General features: G+C 60.9%; 16 protein-coding genes, 1 tRNA gene and 1 riboswitch. Of the genes, 12 read left to right on the top strand and 5 right to left on the bottom strand.

What is annotated here, in order from left to right:
- Positions 1 to 138 precede the first annotated feature (138 nt).
- Genes pstC through phoB form a run of 5 tightly spaced genes read left to right on the top strand, consistent with a single transcriptional unit; the run spans position 139 to position 5,246 of the window.
- Positions 139 to 1,620: a phosphate ABC transporter permease subunit PstC gene (gene pstC, locus AC1DPR_RS05450; RefSeq protein WP_113470608.1), complete on the top strand. Its 1,482-nt coding sequence runs from the start codon at positions 139 to 141 to the stop codon at positions 1,618 to 1,620.
- Positions 1,617 to 2,939, top strand: a complete 1,323-nt coding sequence (pstA, locus tag AC1DPR_RS05455) for a phosphate ABC transporter permease PstA (RefSeq protein ID WP_018857628.1) — start codon at positions 1,617 to 1,619, stop codon at positions 2,937 to 2,939. Before pstC ends, pstA begins: the two co-directional genes overlap by 4 nt.
- Positions 2,940 to 2,953: 14 nt before the next feature.
- Complete coding sequence (gene pstB, locus AC1DPR_RS05460; protein ID WP_062373337.1) at positions 2,954 to 3,769, top strand: phosphate ABC transporter ATP-binding protein PstB; 816 nt, start codon at positions 2,954 to 2,956, stop codon at positions 3,767 to 3,769.
- Between the two features lie 43 nt (positions 3,770 to 3,812).
- Positions 3,813 to 4,526 carry a phosphate signaling complex protein PhoU gene (gene phoU, locus AC1DPR_RS05465; protein WP_025658811.1) on the top strand — a complete coding sequence of 238 codons (714 nt, stop codon included), beginning with the start codon at positions 3,813 to 3,815 and terminating at the stop codon, positions 4,524 to 4,526.
- A 36-nt stretch (positions 4,527 to 4,562) separates the two neighbouring features.
- Positions 4,563 to 5,246, top strand: coding sequence for a phosphate regulon transcriptional regulator PhoB (gene phoB, locus AC1DPR_RS05470; RefSeq protein ID WP_007529789.1), 684 nt, complete (start codon positions 4,563 to 4,565; stop codon positions 5,244 to 5,246).
- 93 nt (positions 5,247 to 5,339) lie between these two features.
- On the opposite strand, the gene AC1DPR_RS05475 is transcribed toward phoB, so the two are convergent.
- On the bottom strand, positions 5,340 to 5,873 hold the full coding sequence (locus AC1DPR_RS05475) for a GcrA family cell cycle regulator (protein ID WP_018857625.1): 534 nt from the start codon (positions 5,871 to 5,873) through the stop codon (positions 5,340 to 5,342).
- Positions 5,874 to 6,301: 428 nt separating this feature from the next.
- On the opposite strand from AC1DPR_RS05475, the gene AC1DPR_RS05480 reads away from it, so the two are divergent.
- From AC1DPR_RS05480 to AC1DPR_RS05490, 3 genes are all read left to right on the top strand, one after another.
- Positions 6,302 to 7,498 carry an aspartate aminotransferase family protein gene (locus AC1DPR_RS05480; protein ID WP_018857624.1) on the top strand — a complete coding sequence of 399 codons (1,197 nt, stop codon included), beginning with the start codon at positions 6,302 to 6,304 and terminating at the stop codon, positions 7,496 to 7,498.
- 42 nt (positions 7,499 to 7,540) lie between these two features.
- The gene (gene argF, locus AC1DPR_RS05485; protein ID WP_025660384.1) at positions 7,541 to 8,458 is read left to right on the top strand and encodes an ornithine carbamoyltransferase; all 918 of its coding nucleotides are present in this window, start codon (positions 7,541 to 7,543) and stop codon (positions 8,456 to 8,458) included.
- A 92-nt stretch (positions 8,459 to 8,550) separates the two neighbouring features.
- Positions 8,551 to 9,546 (top strand): Hsp33 family molecular chaperone, encoded by a 996-nt coding sequence (locus tag AC1DPR_RS05490; protein ID WP_018857622.1) that lies wholly within the window; start codon positions 8,551 to 8,553, stop codon positions 9,544 to 9,546.
- Here the strand turns inward: AC1DPR_RS05490 and apaG are convergent, their stop codons facing one another.
- Positions 9,547 to 9,939: a Co2+/Mg2+ efflux protein ApaG gene (gene apaG / locus AC1DPR_RS05495; protein ID WP_018857621.1), complete on the bottom strand. Its 393-nt coding sequence runs from the start codon at positions 9,937 to 9,939 to the stop codon at positions 9,547 to 9,549.
- 200 nt (positions 9,940 to 10,139) lie between these two features.
- Entirely contained in the window at positions 10,140 to 11,324 is a 1,185-nt protein-coding gene (locus AC1DPR_RS05500) for an O-succinylhomoserine sulfhydrylase (RefSeq protein ID WP_018857620.1), read from the bottom strand.
- A gap of 45 nt (positions 11,325 to 11,369) precedes the next feature.
- Positions 11,370 to 11,448: riboswitch (SAM riboswitch) on the bottom strand.
- A 72-nt stretch (positions 11,449 to 11,520) separates the two neighbouring features.
- Here AC1DPR_RS05500 and AC1DPR_RS05505 point away from each other — a divergent pair.
- The 3 genes from AC1DPR_RS05505 (at position 11,521) to AC1DPR_RS05515 (ending at position 13,181) form a co-directional block, all read left to right on the top strand.
- A complete protein-coding gene (locus AC1DPR_RS05505) occupies positions 11,521 to 12,615 on the top strand; it encodes a 2'-deoxycytidine 5'-triphosphate deaminase (protein ID WP_162763409.1) in 1,095 nt (364 codons plus the stop codon).
- 55 nt (positions 12,616 to 12,670) lie between these two features.
- Positions 12,671 to 12,744: transfer RNA gene (locus AC1DPR_RS05510), tRNA-Gly, on the top strand.
- A gap of 251 nt (positions 12,745 to 12,995) precedes the next feature.
- The gene (locus AC1DPR_RS05515; protein WP_018857618.1) at positions 12,996 to 13,181 is read left to right on the top strand and encodes a hypothetical protein; all 186 of its coding nucleotides are present in this window, start codon (positions 12,996 to 12,998) and stop codon (positions 13,179 to 13,181) included.
- Between the two features lie 123 nt (positions 13,182 to 13,304).
- Here AC1DPR_RS05515 and AC1DPR_RS05520 read toward each other — a convergent pair whose 3' ends face one another.
- Both AC1DPR_RS05520 and AC1DPR_RS05525 read right to left on the bottom strand, forming a co-directional pair.
- Positions 13,305 to 15,329 (bottom strand): methyl-accepting chemotaxis protein, encoded by a 2,025-nt coding sequence (locus AC1DPR_RS05520; RefSeq protein ID WP_113470609.1) that lies wholly within the window; start codon positions 15,327 to 15,329, stop codon positions 13,305 to 13,307.
- 233 nt (positions 15,330 to 15,562) lie between these two features.
- Positions 15,563 to 16,024, bottom strand: a complete 462-nt coding sequence (locus AC1DPR_RS05525; protein WP_113470610.1) for a hypothetical protein — start codon at positions 16,022 to 16,024, stop codon at positions 15,563 to 15,565.
- Positions 16,025 to 16,452: 428 nt separating this feature from the next.
- Between AC1DPR_RS05525 and AC1DPR_RS05530 the strand changes: the two genes are divergently transcribed.
- Positions 16,453 to 17,328, top strand: a complete 876-nt coding sequence (locus AC1DPR_RS05530; protein ID WP_113470611.1) for a transporter substrate-binding domain-containing protein — start codon at positions 16,453 to 16,455, stop codon at positions 17,326 to 17,328.
- Positions 17,329 to 17,525: the final 197 nt, after the last annotated feature.

Genomic DNA, 17,525 nt, shown 5'->3' on the forward strand with positions numbered 1-17,525 from the left:
GGCGCGATCACCAGATCGCGCCGGCTTTGCCTTGTTCCGCCAAGTCGGGACGGGGTCTGAACTTCTGCAAGTTTGAGAGCCGGATCGGTCCGCCTGCCGTTTCCGCTTTTGGGGTCAAAGGGCCTGGGACCTAAACGAATGGGTACATCCATCATACTCTTGTGTCTCGTGGTGCTTGGCGCCGTTGCTTTCATCGCAGCGCGCAGCCGTGCTACGGCACTTGCCGGGGGCAAGTCCTCCGCGCTGCATTCGCGACCGGGCTACTATGGCGCCTATGCCGCCATCTGGGCGGTGCTGCCGGCACTTATCGTGCTGTGCGCCTGGCTGCTGATCAGCCCTTCGATCATTGAGTCTTCCGTCCGTGGCACTTTCCCGGATGACGTCAAGGCGCAGCCGGCCGCGCAGCAGAACCTGAATTACGGGATGGTCAGCGCGATTGCGCGCGGCTTGCCGCTCCTCACCCCGGAGAAGATCAGCGGTGCAGCCAGCGATCCGGCTGGCCTCCAGGCAAAGCTTGCTGCAAAGGGCGTTCCGCTGGCCGGCCAGCCGCAGCCATACATGATCGACGCAGCGCAAAAGCTGAACGAAGAATCGGCTTCCAGCCGCCTCGTCATGACGGCGGTCGTCCTCATCCTTGCCGTTGCCGGCGCATTCTATGCGCTTCGTGAAGTCGCTCCGCGATTCCGTGCACGCAACCGCGTCGAACGTGTCATGCTTTGGGGCCTGCTCCTGGCGTCCTCGATCGCCATCCTGACGACGATCGGTATCGTTCTGTCAATGCTGACGGAAGCCGCGCATTTCTTCGCGGTCGTTCCTGCTGCAGACTTCTTCTTCGGTACGGTCTGGGATCCGCGCTTTGCTGGTGCCGGCGGCTCGTCCTTCGGGCAATTCGGCCTGATACCGCTGCTGCTAGGCACGCTTTACATCGGCTTCGTTGCGATGCTGGTGGCGGTGCCTGTCGGCCTGTTCGCGGCGATCTACATGGCGGAATACGCGGCCCCCGCGGTGCGATCGATCGCAAAGCCGCTGCTCGAAGTGCTCGCTGGTATTCCGACGATTGTTTACGGCTTTTTCGCCCTCGTCACGGTCGGCCCCTTCCTCCGCGACCTGTCTTCGCAGGTAAACGGCCTCCTTACCGGCAATTATGCGAACTTTATTCAGGCACAGAGCGTTCTGACAGCGGGTATCGTCATGGGCATCATGCTGATCCCATACGTTTCGTCGCTCTCCGACGATATCATCACCGCTGTGCCGCGTGCGCTCCGCGATGGTTCGCTCGGTCTCGGTGCGACGCGTTCGGAGACAATCAAGAAGGTGGTGCTTCCCGCGGCGCTGCCCGGCATCGTCGGCGCGCTTCTGATGACTGCATCGCGCGCCATCGGCGAAACCATGATCGTGGTGCTGGCGGCGGGTGTCGCAGCGCGCATCCAGATCAACCCGTTCGAGCCAATGACGACAGTCACTGTCAAGATAGTCAATCAGCTCACTGGTGATCTGGAGTTCACCTCGCCGCAGACGCTGGTTGCCTTCGCGCTTGGTATCACGCTGTTCTTCATCACGCTTTGCCTCAACATCTACGCGCTCTATATCGTGCGCAAATACCGGGAGCAGTACGAATGACGGATATTGTTTCTCCGGGTCAGGGCGTTGTCGTTTCGAAGGCGCCTGAACGTCGCGACATCGGCCTCAAGCGCCGCTATGCCGCCGAGCGCCGGTTCCGCATCTATGGCATCGCTGCGATCTCCTTTGGCTTGATCTTCCTGGCGGTTTTGCTGACGAGCGTCGTCAGCAAGGGCTACACGGCCTTCCTGCAGACGGCGATCACGCTGCCGATCGAGTTCAGCGAGAAAACCATCGACCCGAACAACAAGCGCGCAACGGATCCGTCCGTGCTGATCGCGGCCAATTATTCGGTTCTCATCCGCGACGCGATGGTCAAGACGCTGAACCTCAATGCATCGAGCCGTCCCGAGGTGCGTGACGCGACCGCTATGATCTCCAAGGGCGCGCCGATCCAGCTGCGCGACATGGTCGTTGCCGATCCGTCGCTCATCGGCAGGACAGTCAACATCACCCTGCTTGCAGACGCCAACGTTGACTCCGCCAACAAGGGTCAGATTGACCTCAAGGTCGACGAGAAGAACCGCAAGGTGAACGACAGGCAGGTTGGCTGGATGAACCAGCTGGCGGAAACCGGTGCGCTGCACAAGAAATTCAACACCGGGCTCTTCGTCAACGGCAACTCCAGCCGTCCCGAGGCCGCCGGTCTTGGTGTCGCCCTGGTTGGCTCGCTTTATCTGATGTTGATCGTGCTCGTCCTTTCCCTGCCGATCGGCGTTGCCGCTTCGATTTACCTCGAGGAATTTGCACCGAAGAACAAGCTGACGGACCTGATCGAGGTCAACATCAACAACCTCGCGGCGGTTCCCTCCATCGTCTACGGTCTGCTCGGTCTTGCTGTTTTCATCAACTTCGCCGGCCTGCCGCGTTCAGCGTCGCTGGTTGGTGGTCTGGTACTGACCCTGATGACCTTGCCCACGATCATCATCGCGACCCGCGCAGCGCTTCGCGCCGTCCCGCCATCGATCCGCTCGGCCGCGCTCGGCCTCGGCGCCTCCAAGATGCAGATGGTCTTCCACCACGTCCTGCCGCTTGCGATGCCCGGTATCCTGACCGGCACGATTATCGGTCTGGCGCACGCGCTCGGGGAGACGGCGCCGCTGCTTTTGATCGGCATGGTCGCTTTCGTCGCGAATGCTCCGGCGACGCCCATGGAGCCTTCGACGGCCCTGCCGGTGCAGGTCTACATGTGGGCCAATGAAGCCGAGCGCGCCTTCGTCGAGCGGACCTCCGGCGCCATTATCGTCCTGCTCCTATTCCTGATCCTCATGAACCTCGGAGCCATCCTCTTGCGTCGTCGCTTTGAGCGCCGCTGGTAAACGGAGTAAACATTATGAACATGTTGACGGAAGCAGCAGTTGAGAAAGCGGTTGATCAGAAGATGAACACCATTCCCTACAAGATGATCGGCCAGGACGTCTCCGTTTACTACGGCGAGAAGCGCGCGCTGTTCGACGTGAAGCTGAACATCCGTGAAAACACGGTGACCGCCCTGATTGGCCCATCCGGTTGCGGCAAGTCCACCTTCCTGCGCAGCCTGAACCGCATGAACGACACGATCGACGGTTGCCGCGTCACTGGCAAGATCACGCTCGATGGCGAAGATATCTACGATCCGGATATCGACGTTGTGGAGCTTCGCGCGCGTGTAGGCATGGTGTTCCAGAAGCCCAACCCGTTCCCGAAGACGATCTACGAAAACGTCGCCTACGGTCCGCGTATCCATGGGCTCGCCAAGTCGAAGGCCGACATGGACCAGATCGTCGAACACAGCCTGCAGCGCGCCGGCCTCTGGAATGAGGTGAAGGATCGCGTTCACGAAGCCGGCACCGGTCTTTCCGGTGGTCAGCAGCAGCGCCTCTGCATCGCCCGCGCCGTCGCCGTCAGCCCCGAAGTCATCCTGATGGACGAGCCATGCTCGGCACTCGATCCGATTGCAACGGCCAAGGTCGAGGAGCTCATCCACGAGCTCCGCGAGAACTACACGATTGTCATCGTGACGCACTCGATGCAGCAGGCCGCCCGTGTTTCGCAGCGCACAGCCATGTTCCACCTTGGCAACCTCGTCGAGGAGAATGACACCGACAAGATGTTCACCAACCCGGACGATCCGCGCACCCAGGACTACATCATGGGCCGCTTCGGTTGATCGGCCGTCTCGGTAGCACTTACGATATTCAAGGATGAGCCCTATGGCATCGACACATATCTTTTCTGCCTACGACGATGATTTGAAGTTCCTGTCCCGCCGTATCTCGGAAATGGGCGGCTTGGCCGAGCAGATGGTCTCGGATGCCGTACGCGCGCTCGTAAACGGCGATACGGCTCTTGCCCAGAAGGTCATCTCGGACGATGTGATCCTCGACCACGCGGAGCGCGAGATCGGCGACAAGGCGATCGTCACGATCGCCCGCCGCCAGCCGATGGCGGCCGATCTTCGCGAGATCATGGGCTCCATCCGCATCGCGGCAGACCTGGAGCGCGTCGGCGACCTGGGCAAGAACACTGCCAAGCGCGTCATTGCCGTACAGAGCGCCGGCGTGCCGCGCAAGCTCGCCCGCGGCCTCGAGCACCTGTCCGAGCTCGCCCTCGTCCAACTCAAGGAAGTCCTCGACGTCTACACGAGCCGTGCTGCCGACAAAGCAAAATCGGTCCGTGAGCGCGACGAGGAAATCGACGCGATGTACACCTCGCTGTTCCGTGAAATGCTCACCTACATGATGGAAGATCCGCGCAACATCACCAGCTGCACGCATCTTCTGTTCTGCGCCAAGAACATCGAGCGCATCGGCGACCACGCCACCAACATTGCCGAAACGATCTACTACATGGCCACCGGTGCCCAGCCGGAAGGCGAACGTCCGAAGGACGATACCGCCAACACCGTCGGCGCAGTCACTGAATAGTCATTCCGCGACCGCGCCCCCAGGAGACCGAAACGAATGATCCCTAAAGTAGCTGTCGTTGAAGACGAAGAAGCGCTGAGCGTGCTTCTCCGCTATAACCTTGAGGCCGAAGGCTTTGAGGTCGATACCATCCTGCGCGGCGACGAGGCCGAGATCCGGCTTCAGGAACGCACGCCGGACCTTCTCATCCTCGATTGGATGTTGCCGGGCGTGTCTGGCATCGAGCTCTGCCGCCGCCTGCGCATGCGGCCGGAAACCGAGCGCCTGCCGATCATCATGCTGACCGCCCGTGGCGAGGAAAGCGAACGGGTTCGCGGCCTCTCGACCGGTGCTGACGATTACGTCGTCAAGCCGTTCTCGACGCCGGAGCTTGTCGCTCGCGTCAAGGCGATGCTGCGTCGTGCCAAGCCCGAGGTGCTCTCGACGCTGCTGAAGTGCGGCGATATCGAGCTGGATCGCGAGACGCACCGCGTTCACCGCAAGAGCCGCGAAGTCCGCCTCGGCCCGACCGAATTCCGCCTTCTCGAGTTCTTGATGGCATCGCCCGGCCGCGTCTTCTCGCGCTCGCAGTTGCTCGATGGCGTCTGGGGTCACGACATCTATGTCGACGAGCGTACTGTTGACGTCCATGTCGGCCGCCTGCGCAAGGCTTTGAACTTTTCCAACATGCAGGACGTCATCCGCACCGTGCGCGGTGCCGGCTATTCGATGGAAGCCTGATCCTTTCAGGCGAGAGCCTGAGAGGTCTTTCCCTTACAACGAAAAACGGGCCCGCGAGGGCCCGTTTTCTTTATTCCTTATCCGGCTTCCGGGTCAGGCGACCCGGTTAGCGGCCTTGCGGCGCTCGTTGACCGGCTGGTAGGCCATGCGCTGATGATACGTGCAATACGGGGAAGAGTCCGGGGACTCGCAACCGCAGAAGTGGAAGTCGTCATTGAGCGGATCGCCGACCGGCCACTTGCAGGTGCGCTCGGTGAGCTCGGTGAGGCCAAGGCGGCGAGAAATCGGAACGATTACATTTGCGGCCGGACGGAAGCGGACTTCCTCCACCGTATCGATTTCGATCTCTTCCTTGAGCATCGTCGCGCCCTGTTGGCGGGTAACGGTGCGTGTGGTGATCCGCGAGGCGTAGTTCGTGGCGCGGGGCGCCGAAGTCGTGCGCTTGGGGGTTCTGACGGTGGTCGTCGAACCGCCGGCCTTGGCACGGCCGGGCAGACTCAAACGATGGACTTTACCAATGACGGCGTTACGACTTACACCGCCAAGTTGTGCTGCGATCTGGCTGGCGCTCAGGCCTTCGGACCACAGCTTCTTCAGTTTTTCAACGCGCTCGTCTGTCCAGTTCATGCCCCTGTCTCCGCCTTATTAGCGTTGGTGTAGGCAGAATCCTTCACCGTTGCCACGGACGTATCCGAGGCAAGAAACGCTTACTCAAATTTTGGTGACTAGTTCCGCCGCATGCAGCCTAGTAATTGAGTTTTAACCTAGTGTGAGGCCGACTCCGTGACAAGAGTCGGTTGAATCTCGGGGAATCGATTTTCAAGTTTTCCCCAACTTGCTGGGCGTGAGAGTCATTTATGCAACATAGTTGTTGATAGGTCGAGCGCCTCGGGATGGCTGCTTGACGCATGCAGCGAAACCTCAGTTTTGTTGACATTGCAGTGCGAAAAGTAAATAGTGCTGCTCGCCGCCGAAAGGCGGCATTTTTAATTTTCCGGACCTGCTTTCCTTAGCCGGAGTCCGGCTGCTGATGATTGCTGATAGGAGATCGCGCCATGGCTGAAGCCGCGCTTTACGACACCTACTCTCGTGCCCCGCTGCGGTTCGAGCGAGGAGAAGGCGTGTGGCTGATCAGCGAAACGGGCGAGCGATATCTTGATTTCGGCGCGGGCGTTGCCGTCACCTCCGTTGGCCACAGCCATCCGCATGTGGTTGGCGCGCTGAAGGAGCAGGCCGACAAGGTCTGGCATCTGTCCAACATCTATGAGATCCCGGGTCAGGAAACACTGGCAAAGCGGCTGACCGATGCGACCTTCGCCGATAAGGTGTTCTTCACGAACTCCGGCGCGGAAGCCTTGGAATGCGCGATCAAGACCGCGCGCCGCTATCAGTTTTCCAAGGGCCATCCCGAGCGGTTCCATATTATCACCTTTGAAGGCGCCTTCCATGGCCGTACGCTGGCGACGATTGCCGCCGGTGGCCAGGAGAAATACCTCGAAGGCTTCGGTCCCAAGGCGCCTGGCTTCGATCAGGTGCCGTTCGGTGATCTCGATGCACTCCGCAGCGCCATCACAAATGAAACGGCCGCGATCCTCATCGAACCTATTCAGGGGGAAGGCGGCGTCCGCCCGGCGACGAACGAGTTCCTGAAGGCACTTCGCGCGATCTGCGACGAGCATGGTCTGCTGCTGATTTTCGATGAAGTGCAGACCGGCATGGGCCGCACGGGCAAGCTCTTTGCGCATGAGTGGTCAGGCGCTACCCCCGATATCATGGCGGTTGCCAAGGGCATCGGCGGCGGCTTCCCGCTCGGAGCCTGCCTTGCCACGGCAGAGGCCGCTTCCGGCATGAAGGCCGGCACGCATGGCTCCACTTATGGCGGCAATCCGCTCGCCATGGCAGTTGGCAGTGCCGTGCTCGACGTGATCCTCGCGGAGGGCTTCCTGCAGCAGGTGCGTGACGTCTCGCTGGTATTCCGCCAAGGGCTGGCCTCGCTCAAGGATCGCTATCCTGATATCATCGAGGATATCAAGGGCGAGGGGCTGCTGCTCGGCGTCAAGGCCGCCGTGCCGTCCTCCGAACTGCTGCAGGCGATCCGTGACGCCCATCTGCTCGGCGTACCCGCTGGCGACAATGTCATTCGTCTTCTGCCGCCTCTGGTCGTCACTGCTGACGAAGCCCGCGAGGGCCTTGCCCGCCTCGAACGCGCCGCCGAAAGCGTGCGCGCTGCGAAGGTCAAGAAGACGGCTTAATGAATAGTGCCTGTCGGAAGGCGGGCGTGATAGGTAACGATAATGGCTTCCCCCAAACACTTCCTCGATCTCTCCGCCGTCGCGGCATCCGACCTACGGCTCATCATGGATGACGCAATCTCGCGCAAACAGGCCTTCAAGGCCGGGCAGGGCGACAAGCCGCTATCAGGCAAGATGCTGGCGATGATCTTCGAAAAGCCCTCGACGCGCACCCGCGTGTCCTTCGACGTTGGCATGCGCCAGCTCGGGGGCGAGACGCTGTTCCTGTCGGGCACAGAAATGCAGCTTGGCCGCGCCGAGACGATCGGTGACACGGCCAAGGTGCTGTCGCGCTATGTCGACGCGATCATGATCCGCACGACTGATCATGCCCGCATGCTGGAGCTCGCCGAGCATGCAACCGTTCCTGTCATCAACGCATTGACGGATGATACGCACCCCTGCCAGATCATGGCTGATGTCATGACCTTCGAAGAGCACCGCGGCCCGATCAAGGGCAAGACGATCGCCTGGACCGGCGACGGCAACAACGTGCTGCATTCGTTGGTCGAAGGAGCCGCGCGTTTTGGCTACCGCATGAATATGGCGGTGCCCCTTGGTTCCGAGCCAAAGGATCACTATCTGAACTGGGCCCGCAATGAGGGCGCCGAAATCATGCTTTACCATGATGCAGACCGTGCGGTCGCCGGCGTCGATTGTGTGGTGACCGATACCTGGGTCTCCATGAATCAGGAACATCGGGCCCGTGGTCACAACGTATTCCAGCCTTATCAGGTCAATTCGGCTTTGATGGCGCAGGCCGACAAGGATGCATTGTTCATGCATTGCCTGCCCGCCCATCGTGGTGAGGAAGTTACGGACGAGGTGATCGACGGCCCGCAATCCGTGGTCTTCGATGAAGCGGAAAACCGTCTTCATGCGCAGAAGTCGATTCTTGCTTGGTGCCTGGGCGCGATCTGAACCATACTGGACGCCACGTTTGGCCGGAAGGCCCGGTGGCCGTGCGAGCGGATGGACACCCTTGTCTGCCGCTCTCAGACTAGGAGAAGACCATGGCAGAACCTGCAGCCACCCTCGGCGAATTCAATTTCGCCGGCGATGATCATGTCGTTCCGTTTCAGGTTGAGGGACTGGATGTGCGCGGTCGCGCCGTCCAGCTCGGGCCGATGCTGGACGCGATCCTCGAGCGCCATCGCTATCCTGCGCCCGTCGCGCGGCTTCTTGCCGAAGTCGTTGTGCTGACGGTGCTGCTCGGCACGTCGCTGAAATTTGAAGGCAAGTTCACGGTCCAGACCAAGGGCGACGGCCCGGTGGACCTGCTTGTTTGCGATTTCTCGACGCCTGAGAACGTGCGTGCCTACGCACGCTTCAACCAGGGCCTCCTCGACAGGGCCGTTGCGGCAGGGCAGATCGAGCCCGAACAGCTTCTCGGCAAGGGCATGCTGGCCTTTACGATCGATCAGGGCAAGTTTTCCCAACCCTACCAGGGTATCGTTGCGCTCGACGGTGCGACCCTTGAAGAGATTGCCGGCACCTATTTCCGCCAGTCTGAGCAGATCCCGACGCGGGTGCGTCTTGCTGCTGCCGAACTCTTCGATCGCGACGACGCGGGCAAGCCGCGCCACCGCTGGCGGGCTGGCGGTCTTGTCGCCCAGTTCCTGCCGGAAGCGCCGGAGCGCATGCGCCAGCCGGATCTTCACGGCGGCGACGGCGATAGGACTGGCGGCACCCACAAGGAAGACGATGCCTGGATGGAAGCCCGCTCGCTCGTCGACACGATCGACGCCGACGAACTGACGGATCCGCAAGTCGGCACCGAGCGGCTGCTATATCGTCTGTTCCACGAGCGTGGGGTTCGCGTCTACGAACCGCGCGAGGTCTTCGATCGGTGCAGCTGTTCCCGCGAAAAGATCAAGGGGGTGCTGAAGGGCTTCTCGGCGGAGGAAATTGATGCCAGTCAGGAAGACGGCGCAATTTCGGTCACCTGCGAATTCTGCTCGACGACCTATCGTTTCGAAGTGGAAGAGGTGGCAGAGCCTGCGGAGTGATCAGTTCAGGACTCTCAGCAGCCCTGGCGAATCCAGTGAGAAGGCGGGTATTTCGACATTGAAAAGCTCGCCTTCGTCCGTTTCCATCTGGTAGTGACCGAACATCAGCCCCGACGGCGTATCCAGCGGGCAGCCCGAGGAATATTCATAGGTATCGCCGGGCGCGAGCCGCGGCTGTTCGCCCACGACGCCGGCGCCCGTGACCTCATCGACGAGGCCGTTCTGGTCGGTGATGTTCCAATAGCGGTTCACCAGTCGCACGGACTTGTCGGAATTGTTGCTGATGACGATCCGGTAGCCCCAGACATAGCGATCGTCTTCCGGATCGGATTGCTCCTCCAGATAAAAAGGTTCGACGACGACTTCAATGTCTCGTGTAAGGGCGCGGTACATGCCTACACCATAGTCAATATACGTTACCGGTATCTTATACGACAGCCGATCCGTCAATAAACCGATAGTCGATCACGTCCGTAATGCCTGTAAAGGCAAGAAGTTTCGCCACTTAAGCCTGACTTTGACCTGTCTTGGGTGGGGCAAAGCAGCATGTGGCGGTCGGCCGGATTTGCGTCGATCCGGCCGATGTCGGCTGATCAGGCGTTCACTTTTGCGAGAGCCTGGGCGAAGTCCTCGATCAGGTCGTCCGTGTCCTCGATGCCGGCGGAAAGACGAACGGTACCGCCGGAAATGCCGAGCTCCGCCCGTGCTTCGTCGGTCAGGTTCTTGTGCGTCGTCGTAGCCGGATGCGTGATCAGGCTCTTGGCGTCGCCCAGATTGTTGGAGATCTTGACGACCTGCAAGGCGTTTTGGAGCGCGAAAGCTGCTTCCTTGCCGCCCTTGAGTTCGATGGCGACCAGTGTCGAGCCACCCTTCATCTGCTTGGCGACGATGTCGGCCTGCGGATGATCGTTGCGGCCGGGATAGATGACCTTGGCGACCTTCGGTTGATCGGCCAGGAAGTCGGCGATCTTCGATGCGTTTTCGGTCTGCTGCTTGACGCGCAGCGGCAGCGTCTCGAGTCCCTTCAGCAGCGTCCATGCCGTGAACGGCGACATGGCCGGGCCGGTGTGGCGGTAGTAGTCCTGAAGGTTCTCGTTGACCCATTCCCGGTCGGAGAGGATGACGCCACCGAGGCTGCGGCCCTGGCCGTCGATGTGCTTGGTGGCCGAATAGACGACGATATGGGCGCCGAGCTCGAGCGGCTTCTGGAAGATCGGCGTGGCGAAGACGTTGTCGACCACGACCTTGGCGCCGATCTGGTTGGCGAGCTTGGCGACGCCGGCAATGTCTATCACCTCGAGTGTCGGATTGGTCGGGCTTTCCAGGAAGAACACCTTGGTGTTCGGGCGGATCGCCTTTTCCCAGTTTTCCAGATGGCGACCGTCGACCAGCGTGCATTCGATACCGTATTTCGGGGCGAGCGTCTCGACGACCCAGCGGCAGGAGCCGAAGAGGGCGCGGGCGGCAACGATGTGGTCGCCGGCCTTCACCTGGCAGAGGATTGCGGCGGTGACGGCTGCCATGCCGGAGGCCGTGGCGCGGGCTTCCTCTGCGCCTTCCAGTGCGCACATGCGCTTCTCGAACATGTCGTTTGTCGGGCTGCCGTAGCGAGCGTAGATATAGCCTTCCGTTTCGCCCTTGAAGCGCGCTTCGGCCGCTTCCGCGCTCTCATAGACGAAGCCCTGCGTGAGGTAGATGGCTTCCGAGGTCTCGCCATATTGCGAGCGCAAAGAACCGTCGTGAACGAGTTGGGTTGCGGGGCGCCAAGTCTTGCTCATGAATCACCACTTTCAAACAACAAAAAAACCGGCCGCGAAAGCAGACCGGTTTTGCACCCGGTCCTTTTAGCCACTTGTTTAACGTGGCTGCAAGCCGACCGGCCAAATCACCACGGGATAAAAGTGCAATACTGCCGTTCTATGCTTGCGTCAATTCCTTGAGTTTGGTTTTGTCTCCCGCGAATATGGATGGGGCATGATGGCTCGCGAAACAGGAATTTTGGCGGATCGCGCGATAGCCGCGCTCTTTGAGGCGGGGCGTCTCACCAGCGAGCGCGATTTGGACCACGACCAGATCCAACCGGCAAGCCTTGACCTCAGGCTTGGCGCGAAGGCATTCCGCGTTCGCGCGAGCTTCATGCCGGGTCCTTCCCATTTGGTGTCCGATAAGCTCGATCGCCTCAGCCTCCACGTCGTCGACCTCAGCGAAGGCGCCGTGCTGGAGACCGGCTGTGTCTATATCGTTCCCTTGATGGAGCGCCTCGACCTGTCGGCCGACATGTCGGCCTCGGCCAATCCCAAAAGCTCGACCGGACGTCTCGATATCTTCACCCGCGTCATCACCGACTACGCGCAGGAGTTCGACAAAATTCCGGCTGGCTATTCCGGCCCGCTCTATCTCGAAATCAGTCCGCGTACTTTCCCGATCGTCGTGCGTCGAGGCTCGCGCCTGTCGCAGATCCGCTTCCGGGTCGGCCATTCGATACTTGGGGAGCCGGAATTGCTCGCGCTCCACGATGCCGAAACGCTGGTCGCCAGCAAGCTGCCGAACGTCTCCGGCGGCGGCATTGCCCTGTCGATTGATTTGGCCGGCGACAAGGATGGACTGATCGGCTACCGCGGTAAGCACCACACTGCAGTCGTCGATGTCGACAAGAAGGCGCAGCACGACATCTATGACTTCTGGGAACCTCTCTATAGCCGCGGTCGCGACGAACTGATCCTGGATCCGGACGAGTTTTATATTCTCGTCTCGCGCGAAGCCATCCATGTGCCACCGCACTACGCGGCGGAGATGACCCCCTTCGATCCGTTGGTTGGCGAATTTCGCGTGCATTATGCAGGCTTCTTCGACCCCGGCTTCGGCCACGTCCCCGCCGGCGGCCGCGGCAGCCGCGCCGTGCTCGAGGTCCGCAGCCACGAGGTTCCCTTCATCCTCGAGGACGGCCAGATCGTCGGTCGCCTCGTCTATGAGCATATGCAGGAGCACCCCGAGAGCCTCTACGGCTCCGGCCTCGGCTCCAACTATCAGGCCCAGGGCCTGAAACTCTCGAAGCACTTCCGCATCTGACAACGCCAATGCCCGCTTGACAGCGGCACCCATCTATTGGAAATCTCGCTCCAACGCGGGTGTAGCTCAATGGTAGAGCAGCAGCTTCCCAAGCTGAATACGAGGGTTCGATTCCCTTCACCCGCTCCAAGTTCAGATGGTTTTGCTGGGACTGAGCGGATTTCATCCGCACTGTGGTCTGAGCGTGGTGCCCACGTGGGCCGCCGTCGTTCGCTGTCTTACTCCACGAGGAAAGAACGCCCTTAAGAGGTAGCCTCGAAGGAAATTGAAATAGTTGACAATCCTCTAATAAACATGGTTAATTTTTAACTATTCTCCGATATCACGGGAACGCAGGCGACCCCTTGGTCGTTGTCGGCATGATCAGGAGGAGTTGCAGAATGCTTTTGAAGATTTTCACGGCGAAGCGCGAGATCCGGGAGAATGGCGATACCGGCACTTACGCTGACGGCTACTATGCGCCGGAAGTGGTTCTTGCGTCTGCGCGCGATGACGATCGTGCTTCCTATGAGCGCGATTATGGTCGCGGCCGCAAGGTCGAGCAAATTCCGCTCGGGTTTGCCTGAGCACCCTTTTTAGCTTCCGTCTTGTGCGGCAGCCGGGCCATGGCTCGCTGTTTGAAGTCGAAAGTCTATAATCGAAAAGGGCGGCATTGAGCCGCCCTTTGCTTTTGTACCGTTTTGCTGGGATCAGAATTCCGTCCAATCGGCGTCGTCGCGTGGGCTCGAAGAGGCGCTGCTTGCACCAAATGCGCTTGCAAGTTTCTGCCCAAGCGCCCGAGCCGGCGAGCTAGAGGGGCGGGTGACACCCGGAGTGGCGATGCGGACGGGTGCCTTTCTGGCTGCGACCGGCGGCGCGGCCGGCCGTGGCGCCGAATGGATGTGAGTGCCCTGCAGCGGCACTGCCGCGGCAATGTTAGCGCTGAAACTGCCAGTGCCGGTCAGCTTGAACTGGTCGAGCAGGTTGTTGAGTGTCGCCGCTTCCGTCGCGAGCTTGTGGCTCGCCGCCGTGCTTTCCTCGACCATGGCCGCATTCTTCTGCGTTCCCTGGTCCATCGAGTTCACCGCCGTGTTGATCTCCTGCAGGCCGGTCGATTGCTCGCGGGCGGCCTCGGCGATCGCGTCGACGTGCTGGTTGATCTCCTGAACCTCGTGAACGATCGCATCAAGCGCCTTGCCGGTTTCGCCGACAAGCGACACGCCCGTCTGCACATGGTCGCCCGATGTGGTGATCAGCGACTTGATCTCCCTGGCGGCATTGGCCGAGCGCTGTGCAAGTTCACGCACCTCCTGGGCAACGACGGCAAAGCCCTTGCCGGCTTCACCGGCGCGCGCGGCCTCGACGCCGGCGTTGAGGGCCAGAAGATTGGTCTGGAAGGCGATGTCGTCGATGACGCCGATGATGTTGCCGATCTCCGCGGAGGATTGCGCGATCTGCTGCATGGCGTTGACGGCCTTGCTGACCACTTCGCCGGACTTTTCTGCACCGGCGCGCGTGCGTGCCACGAGCCCACGTGCTTCCTCGGCACGCTTGGCGGCATCCTTCACGGTGGTGGTGATCTCCTCGAGGGCCGCTGCCGTCTCCTCGACGGACGCTGCCTGCTGCTCGGTGCGCTTCGAAAGCTCGTCCGCCGAGGCGCGGATCTCGGTTGCGCCGGCAGTGATGGCGCGGGCGTTGGCGCCGACCGTCTGCATAGTGTCGTTCAAGCGCAGGATCGAGTTGTTGAAATCCTGCCGCAGACTATCGAGGTCGCCGACAAACGCCGTATCGATCCGAGATGCGAGGTCGCCTGCGGCCAGCCGGCGTAAGCCGTCGCCAAGCGCGCTGACCGCGCGCGAGAGATCGGCAGCCTCGGTTGCGCGCTGAGCTTCACGTTCTCGGCGTTCGCTGTCGCTGAGATTGCGGCTCTTTTCGGCCTCGCCCTCAAGCCGGATACGATCGACGGCATTGTCGCGGAAGACGGCAACGGCGCCGGCCATCTGGCCAACCTCGTCACGACGGTCGAGGCCGTCGATGGCGCCGTGCGTATCTCCCTCGGCAAGCTGAGCCATCCGGTCACGCAGACGAACCATGGGCGTGGTGATCCCCGATTGCGCGACCCACACAGAAAGGCCGATCGCGCCCATGACAGCGAGCCCGATCAGTACGAAACTGAGAGTGATGCGCTGGTTGACGCTAATGGAGAGCGCGTCGCCGCCATCGTTCAGCAATGCCATCAGCGCATCATTGTTGGCGATCATTTTCGGAGTGACCGTGTTCAGCTTCGCATTGAGCATGCTTGCTGCAAGCTGCGCGCCGGCACTGTCCTTTGCCTTGGCGAGGTCGATGACCTTGCTGGAAAGCGCTTCCATCTCGGCGATGCCGACGAGGATGTCGTCAATCGCCGGCTTGCGGCTAGGTACCAAGGCCGCCGCCTGTTCCAGGCGTTCGCGCGCTTGAGGCATCTTGCTTGGCGTCGTGAGCGCCGTATTGAAAGCCGGCGTCTCCGGCTTGAGGCCGGCGATAAGCGTGACCTGCAGCACGGCAGCGGTTGCCGAGGCGCTGGCGCGGGATGCCTGCATGGCTGCCAGTGCCTCGTTATCGATGAAGGCGCTGTAGGTGGCATCGGCACCGCGGAATTCGGTGATGACATAAACGAGGCCCCCGAGCGCGATCGCCCCGAGAAGCGCGACGACAGAAATGATCTTCGTCCGGATTTTCAAGTTCTTCAGCATGGCTATGTCCAGTCGCTTGACCCGACCGCGGGCGGGCCGACTATTGAAGCATTTTATGTCGCGGGATACGGCATGGTGGGATGCCCGGAAGGCTCGACATGCGCATCATGCATTCGGCCCGTGAGCCGGCGTCGTCCTGGCGAATAGAATGGGACATTGCTTAATGTGGCCCTAACGCTTGGCATCTGTCCCCGGAAAAAATTTCGGGTCCCGCCGCCTAGGGACGAGTCATGCTAAGCGCGGCGCAACTTCTCACTGGTGCTGACAGGGACATGAGGCGTCTTGTCCCAGAAGAAGGGCTTTCTCGCCAGCTCGAGAAGGGCGCGCCATGCCGCCACCGAGATCATCAGCCAATAGAGCGGGACATAGATCCAGCGCCAGCCGATGCTGCGTTTTTCCTCACGCAGCATCGCGACCCTGCCGAGCAGCAGAAAGAGGTCGTAGCTTGCCGCCATATTGGCAAGATCGAGGAGCAAGAGCGCGCCTTCGCTGCTGCCGGCGGGCGGAAAGCCGAGCGCTAGGTAGTCGGCGGTGGTGACAAGGAGCATGATCAGCCAGGGATGGGTGAGAGAGGAAAACAGCATTCCTCCGATCAGCAACTGGAACACCAGAAAGCCTCCCACGCCCATCTCGCGCGGGAGGCGCGCTGGCCCGCGCATCACCAGGTTTCGGGCTTCCGGCACGATCGCCAGCATGCCTTTGCCGATGTAGTTCAGCCGGACGCAGCGAGCCTGCAGAAGCTGGCTGTCGAGTGCCTTGTCATCGTTGACGAGGGAGCTGTCGATTGCCGAAAGGAAGGGAAGCCGGAGCCCGAGCGCCAGGGATGCGTAATAGCTGTCGGCATCGATGGAGCCGCTTGCAATGAGTTCCTGTTCGATGCTCGCGGCGTGCGACCTGCATCGGGCGGGCGATTGTCGGCCTGCCGATGCCGAGTTGCAGCAGAACCTCTGCTTCCTGCTGGTAGGAATCGTTTACCGCGCGCAGGCGGCGCGCCGTGGCGTATTGAACCATCATCCAAGAGCGTGCGGTCTTCGATCCCGCCCGACGCATATTCCCCGACACGCATGACTCTGATACACCGTTTCCAGAATGGCAGTGCATGCTTTCCCCGAGGCCGATCATAATGATGCAATTTAAACTGGCATCCCTGAATCTTAAGGGGCTATGCAGCTTTTGGCTGTCTTTGATTGTGTTTTTCTGCCCGCTCTCGTTGTCGGCGCAGGAGGCGATGCCAGGCTTGCCGCTGCTTTTCGATTCCAGGGAGCGCCTTGCCAAACCGGATCTTTCGTCGCTCGTCCGCCTTCGTTTCCTGACGACGATCGACTTTCCACCGTTCAATTTTACCGATCAGAATGGCAAGCTTTCCGGTTTCAACGTCGATCTCGCCCGCGAGATCTGTAACGAGCTGGAGATTGCCAGCAAATGCCAGATCCAGGCGCTGCCGTTCGCTGACCTGAATGCCGCGCTCGCGGCCTCGCAGGGCGATGCCGTGATTGCCGGCGTCGCCGTCAGCGAGGAGCTGCGGCGACAGTTCGCCTTTTCGCGCCCCTATCTCATGCTGCCCGCCCGCTTCGTTCGAAACTTAAAGGCTTCCATCAAGGGCGAGAATGCCAGCGCTCTGGCCGATCATCCGGTCGGCGTCGTCAAGGCGACGGCGCACGAAGCCATGCTGGCGGCCTATTTCCCGAAGGTGAAGGCCGTACCCTTCGACAGCAAGGACGCCCTTCTTGCAGCACTCAAGGATGGCAAGCTGGAGGCCGTCTTCGCGGATTCCCTCCAGCTCTCCTTCTGGGTTTCGTCGGAGGCCTCGGCGAAATGCTGCGCGCTGTTCGACGGGCCTTATCTCTCCGAGCAGTTTCTCGGCGAAGGCATGACGATCATGCTCCGTCAGAGGGACGATGTCCTTACGGCAGCGCTCGATCACGCGCTGGCAGCGCTGTCGCGCAGTGGCCGCCTGCAGGAAGTCTACCTGCGCTACTTCCCTTACGGCCTGTATTAAGCCTGAAAGGCTCTAGGTGTGTAGTCCCTGAGTGTGATGGTGCATCAKTGAACCTGAGTCGTCAGGAAGAGGATGCATTATGGGAAGTATTCTTCACGGCAGCGCCCGCACGACGCCGCGTCTTCGAGCCGAACTCCAAGCGTCGCAAGAAAGTACCCGGTCCCTTGCCGCCCGCTACGGCCTGAACTCGAAGACGG

The sequence above is a fragment of the Rhizobium sp. 01T417 genome, assembly GCF_056398905.1.

Excerpts from the sequence above, each read along its gene's own strand:
- AC1DPR_RS05490 (WP_018857622.1), top strand. The coding sequence starts at position 8,551 with ATGGCAGAACCTGCAGCCACCCTCGGCGAATTCAATTTCGCCGGCGAT.
- pstA (WP_018857628.1), top strand. The coding sequence starts at position 1,617 with ATGACGGATATTGTTTCTCCGGGTCAGGGCGTTGTCGTTTCGAAGGCG.
- AC1DPR_RS05505 (WP_162763409.1), top strand. The coding sequence starts at position 11,521 with ATGATGGCTCGCGAAACAGGAATTTTGGCGGATCGCGCGATAGCCGCG.
- AC1DPR_RS05530 (WP_113470611.1), top strand. The coding sequence starts at position 16,453 with ATGATGCAATTTAAACTGGCATCCCTGAATCTTAAGGGGCTATGCAGC.
- apaG (WP_018857621.1), bottom strand. The coding sequence starts at position 9,939 with ATGTACCGCGCCCTTACACGAGACATTGAAGTCGTCGTCGAACCTTTT.
- phoU (WP_025658811.1), top strand. The coding sequence starts at position 3,813 with ATGGCATCGACACATATCTTTTCTGCCTACGACGATGATTTGAAGTTC.
- argF (WP_025660384.1), top strand. The coding sequence starts at position 7,541 with ATGGCTTCCCCCAAACACTTCCTCGATCTCTCCGCCGTCGCGGCATCC.
- AC1DPR_RS05480 (WP_018857624.1), top strand. The coding sequence starts at position 6,302 with ATGGCTGAAGCCGCGCTTTACGACACCTACTCTCGTGCCCCGCTGCGG.
- pstC (WP_113470608.1), top strand. The coding sequence starts at position 139 with ATGGGTACATCCATCATACTCTTGTGTCTCGTGGTGCTTGGCGCCGTT.
- AC1DPR_RS05475 (WP_018857625.1), bottom strand. The coding sequence starts at position 5,873 with ATGAACTGGACAGACGAGCGCGTTGAAAAACTGAAGAAGCTGTGGTCC.
- AC1DPR_RS05515 (WP_018857618.1), top strand. The coding sequence starts at position 12,996 with ATGCTTTTGAAGATTTTCACGGCGAAGCGCGAGATCCGGGAGAATGGC.
- AC1DPR_RS05525 (WP_113470610.1), bottom strand. The coding sequence starts at position 16,024 with ATGCTGGCGATCGTGCCGGAAGCCCGAAACCTGGTGATGCGCGGGCCA.
- AC1DPR_RS05520 (WP_113470609.1), bottom strand. The coding sequence starts at position 15,329 with ATGCTGAAGAACTTGAAAATCCGGACGAAGATCATTTCTGTCGTCGCG.
- phoB (WP_007529789.1), top strand. The coding sequence starts at position 4,563 with ATGATCCCTAAAGTAGCTGTCGTTGAAGACGAAGAAGCGCTGAGCGTG.
- AC1DPR_RS05500 (WP_018857620.1), bottom strand. The coding sequence starts at position 11,324 with ATGAGCAAGACTTGGCGCCCCGCAACCCAACTCGTTCACGACGGTTCT.
- pstB (WP_062373337.1), top strand. The coding sequence starts at position 2,954 with ATGAACATGTTGACGGAAGCAGCAGTTGAGAAAGCGGTTGATCAGAAG.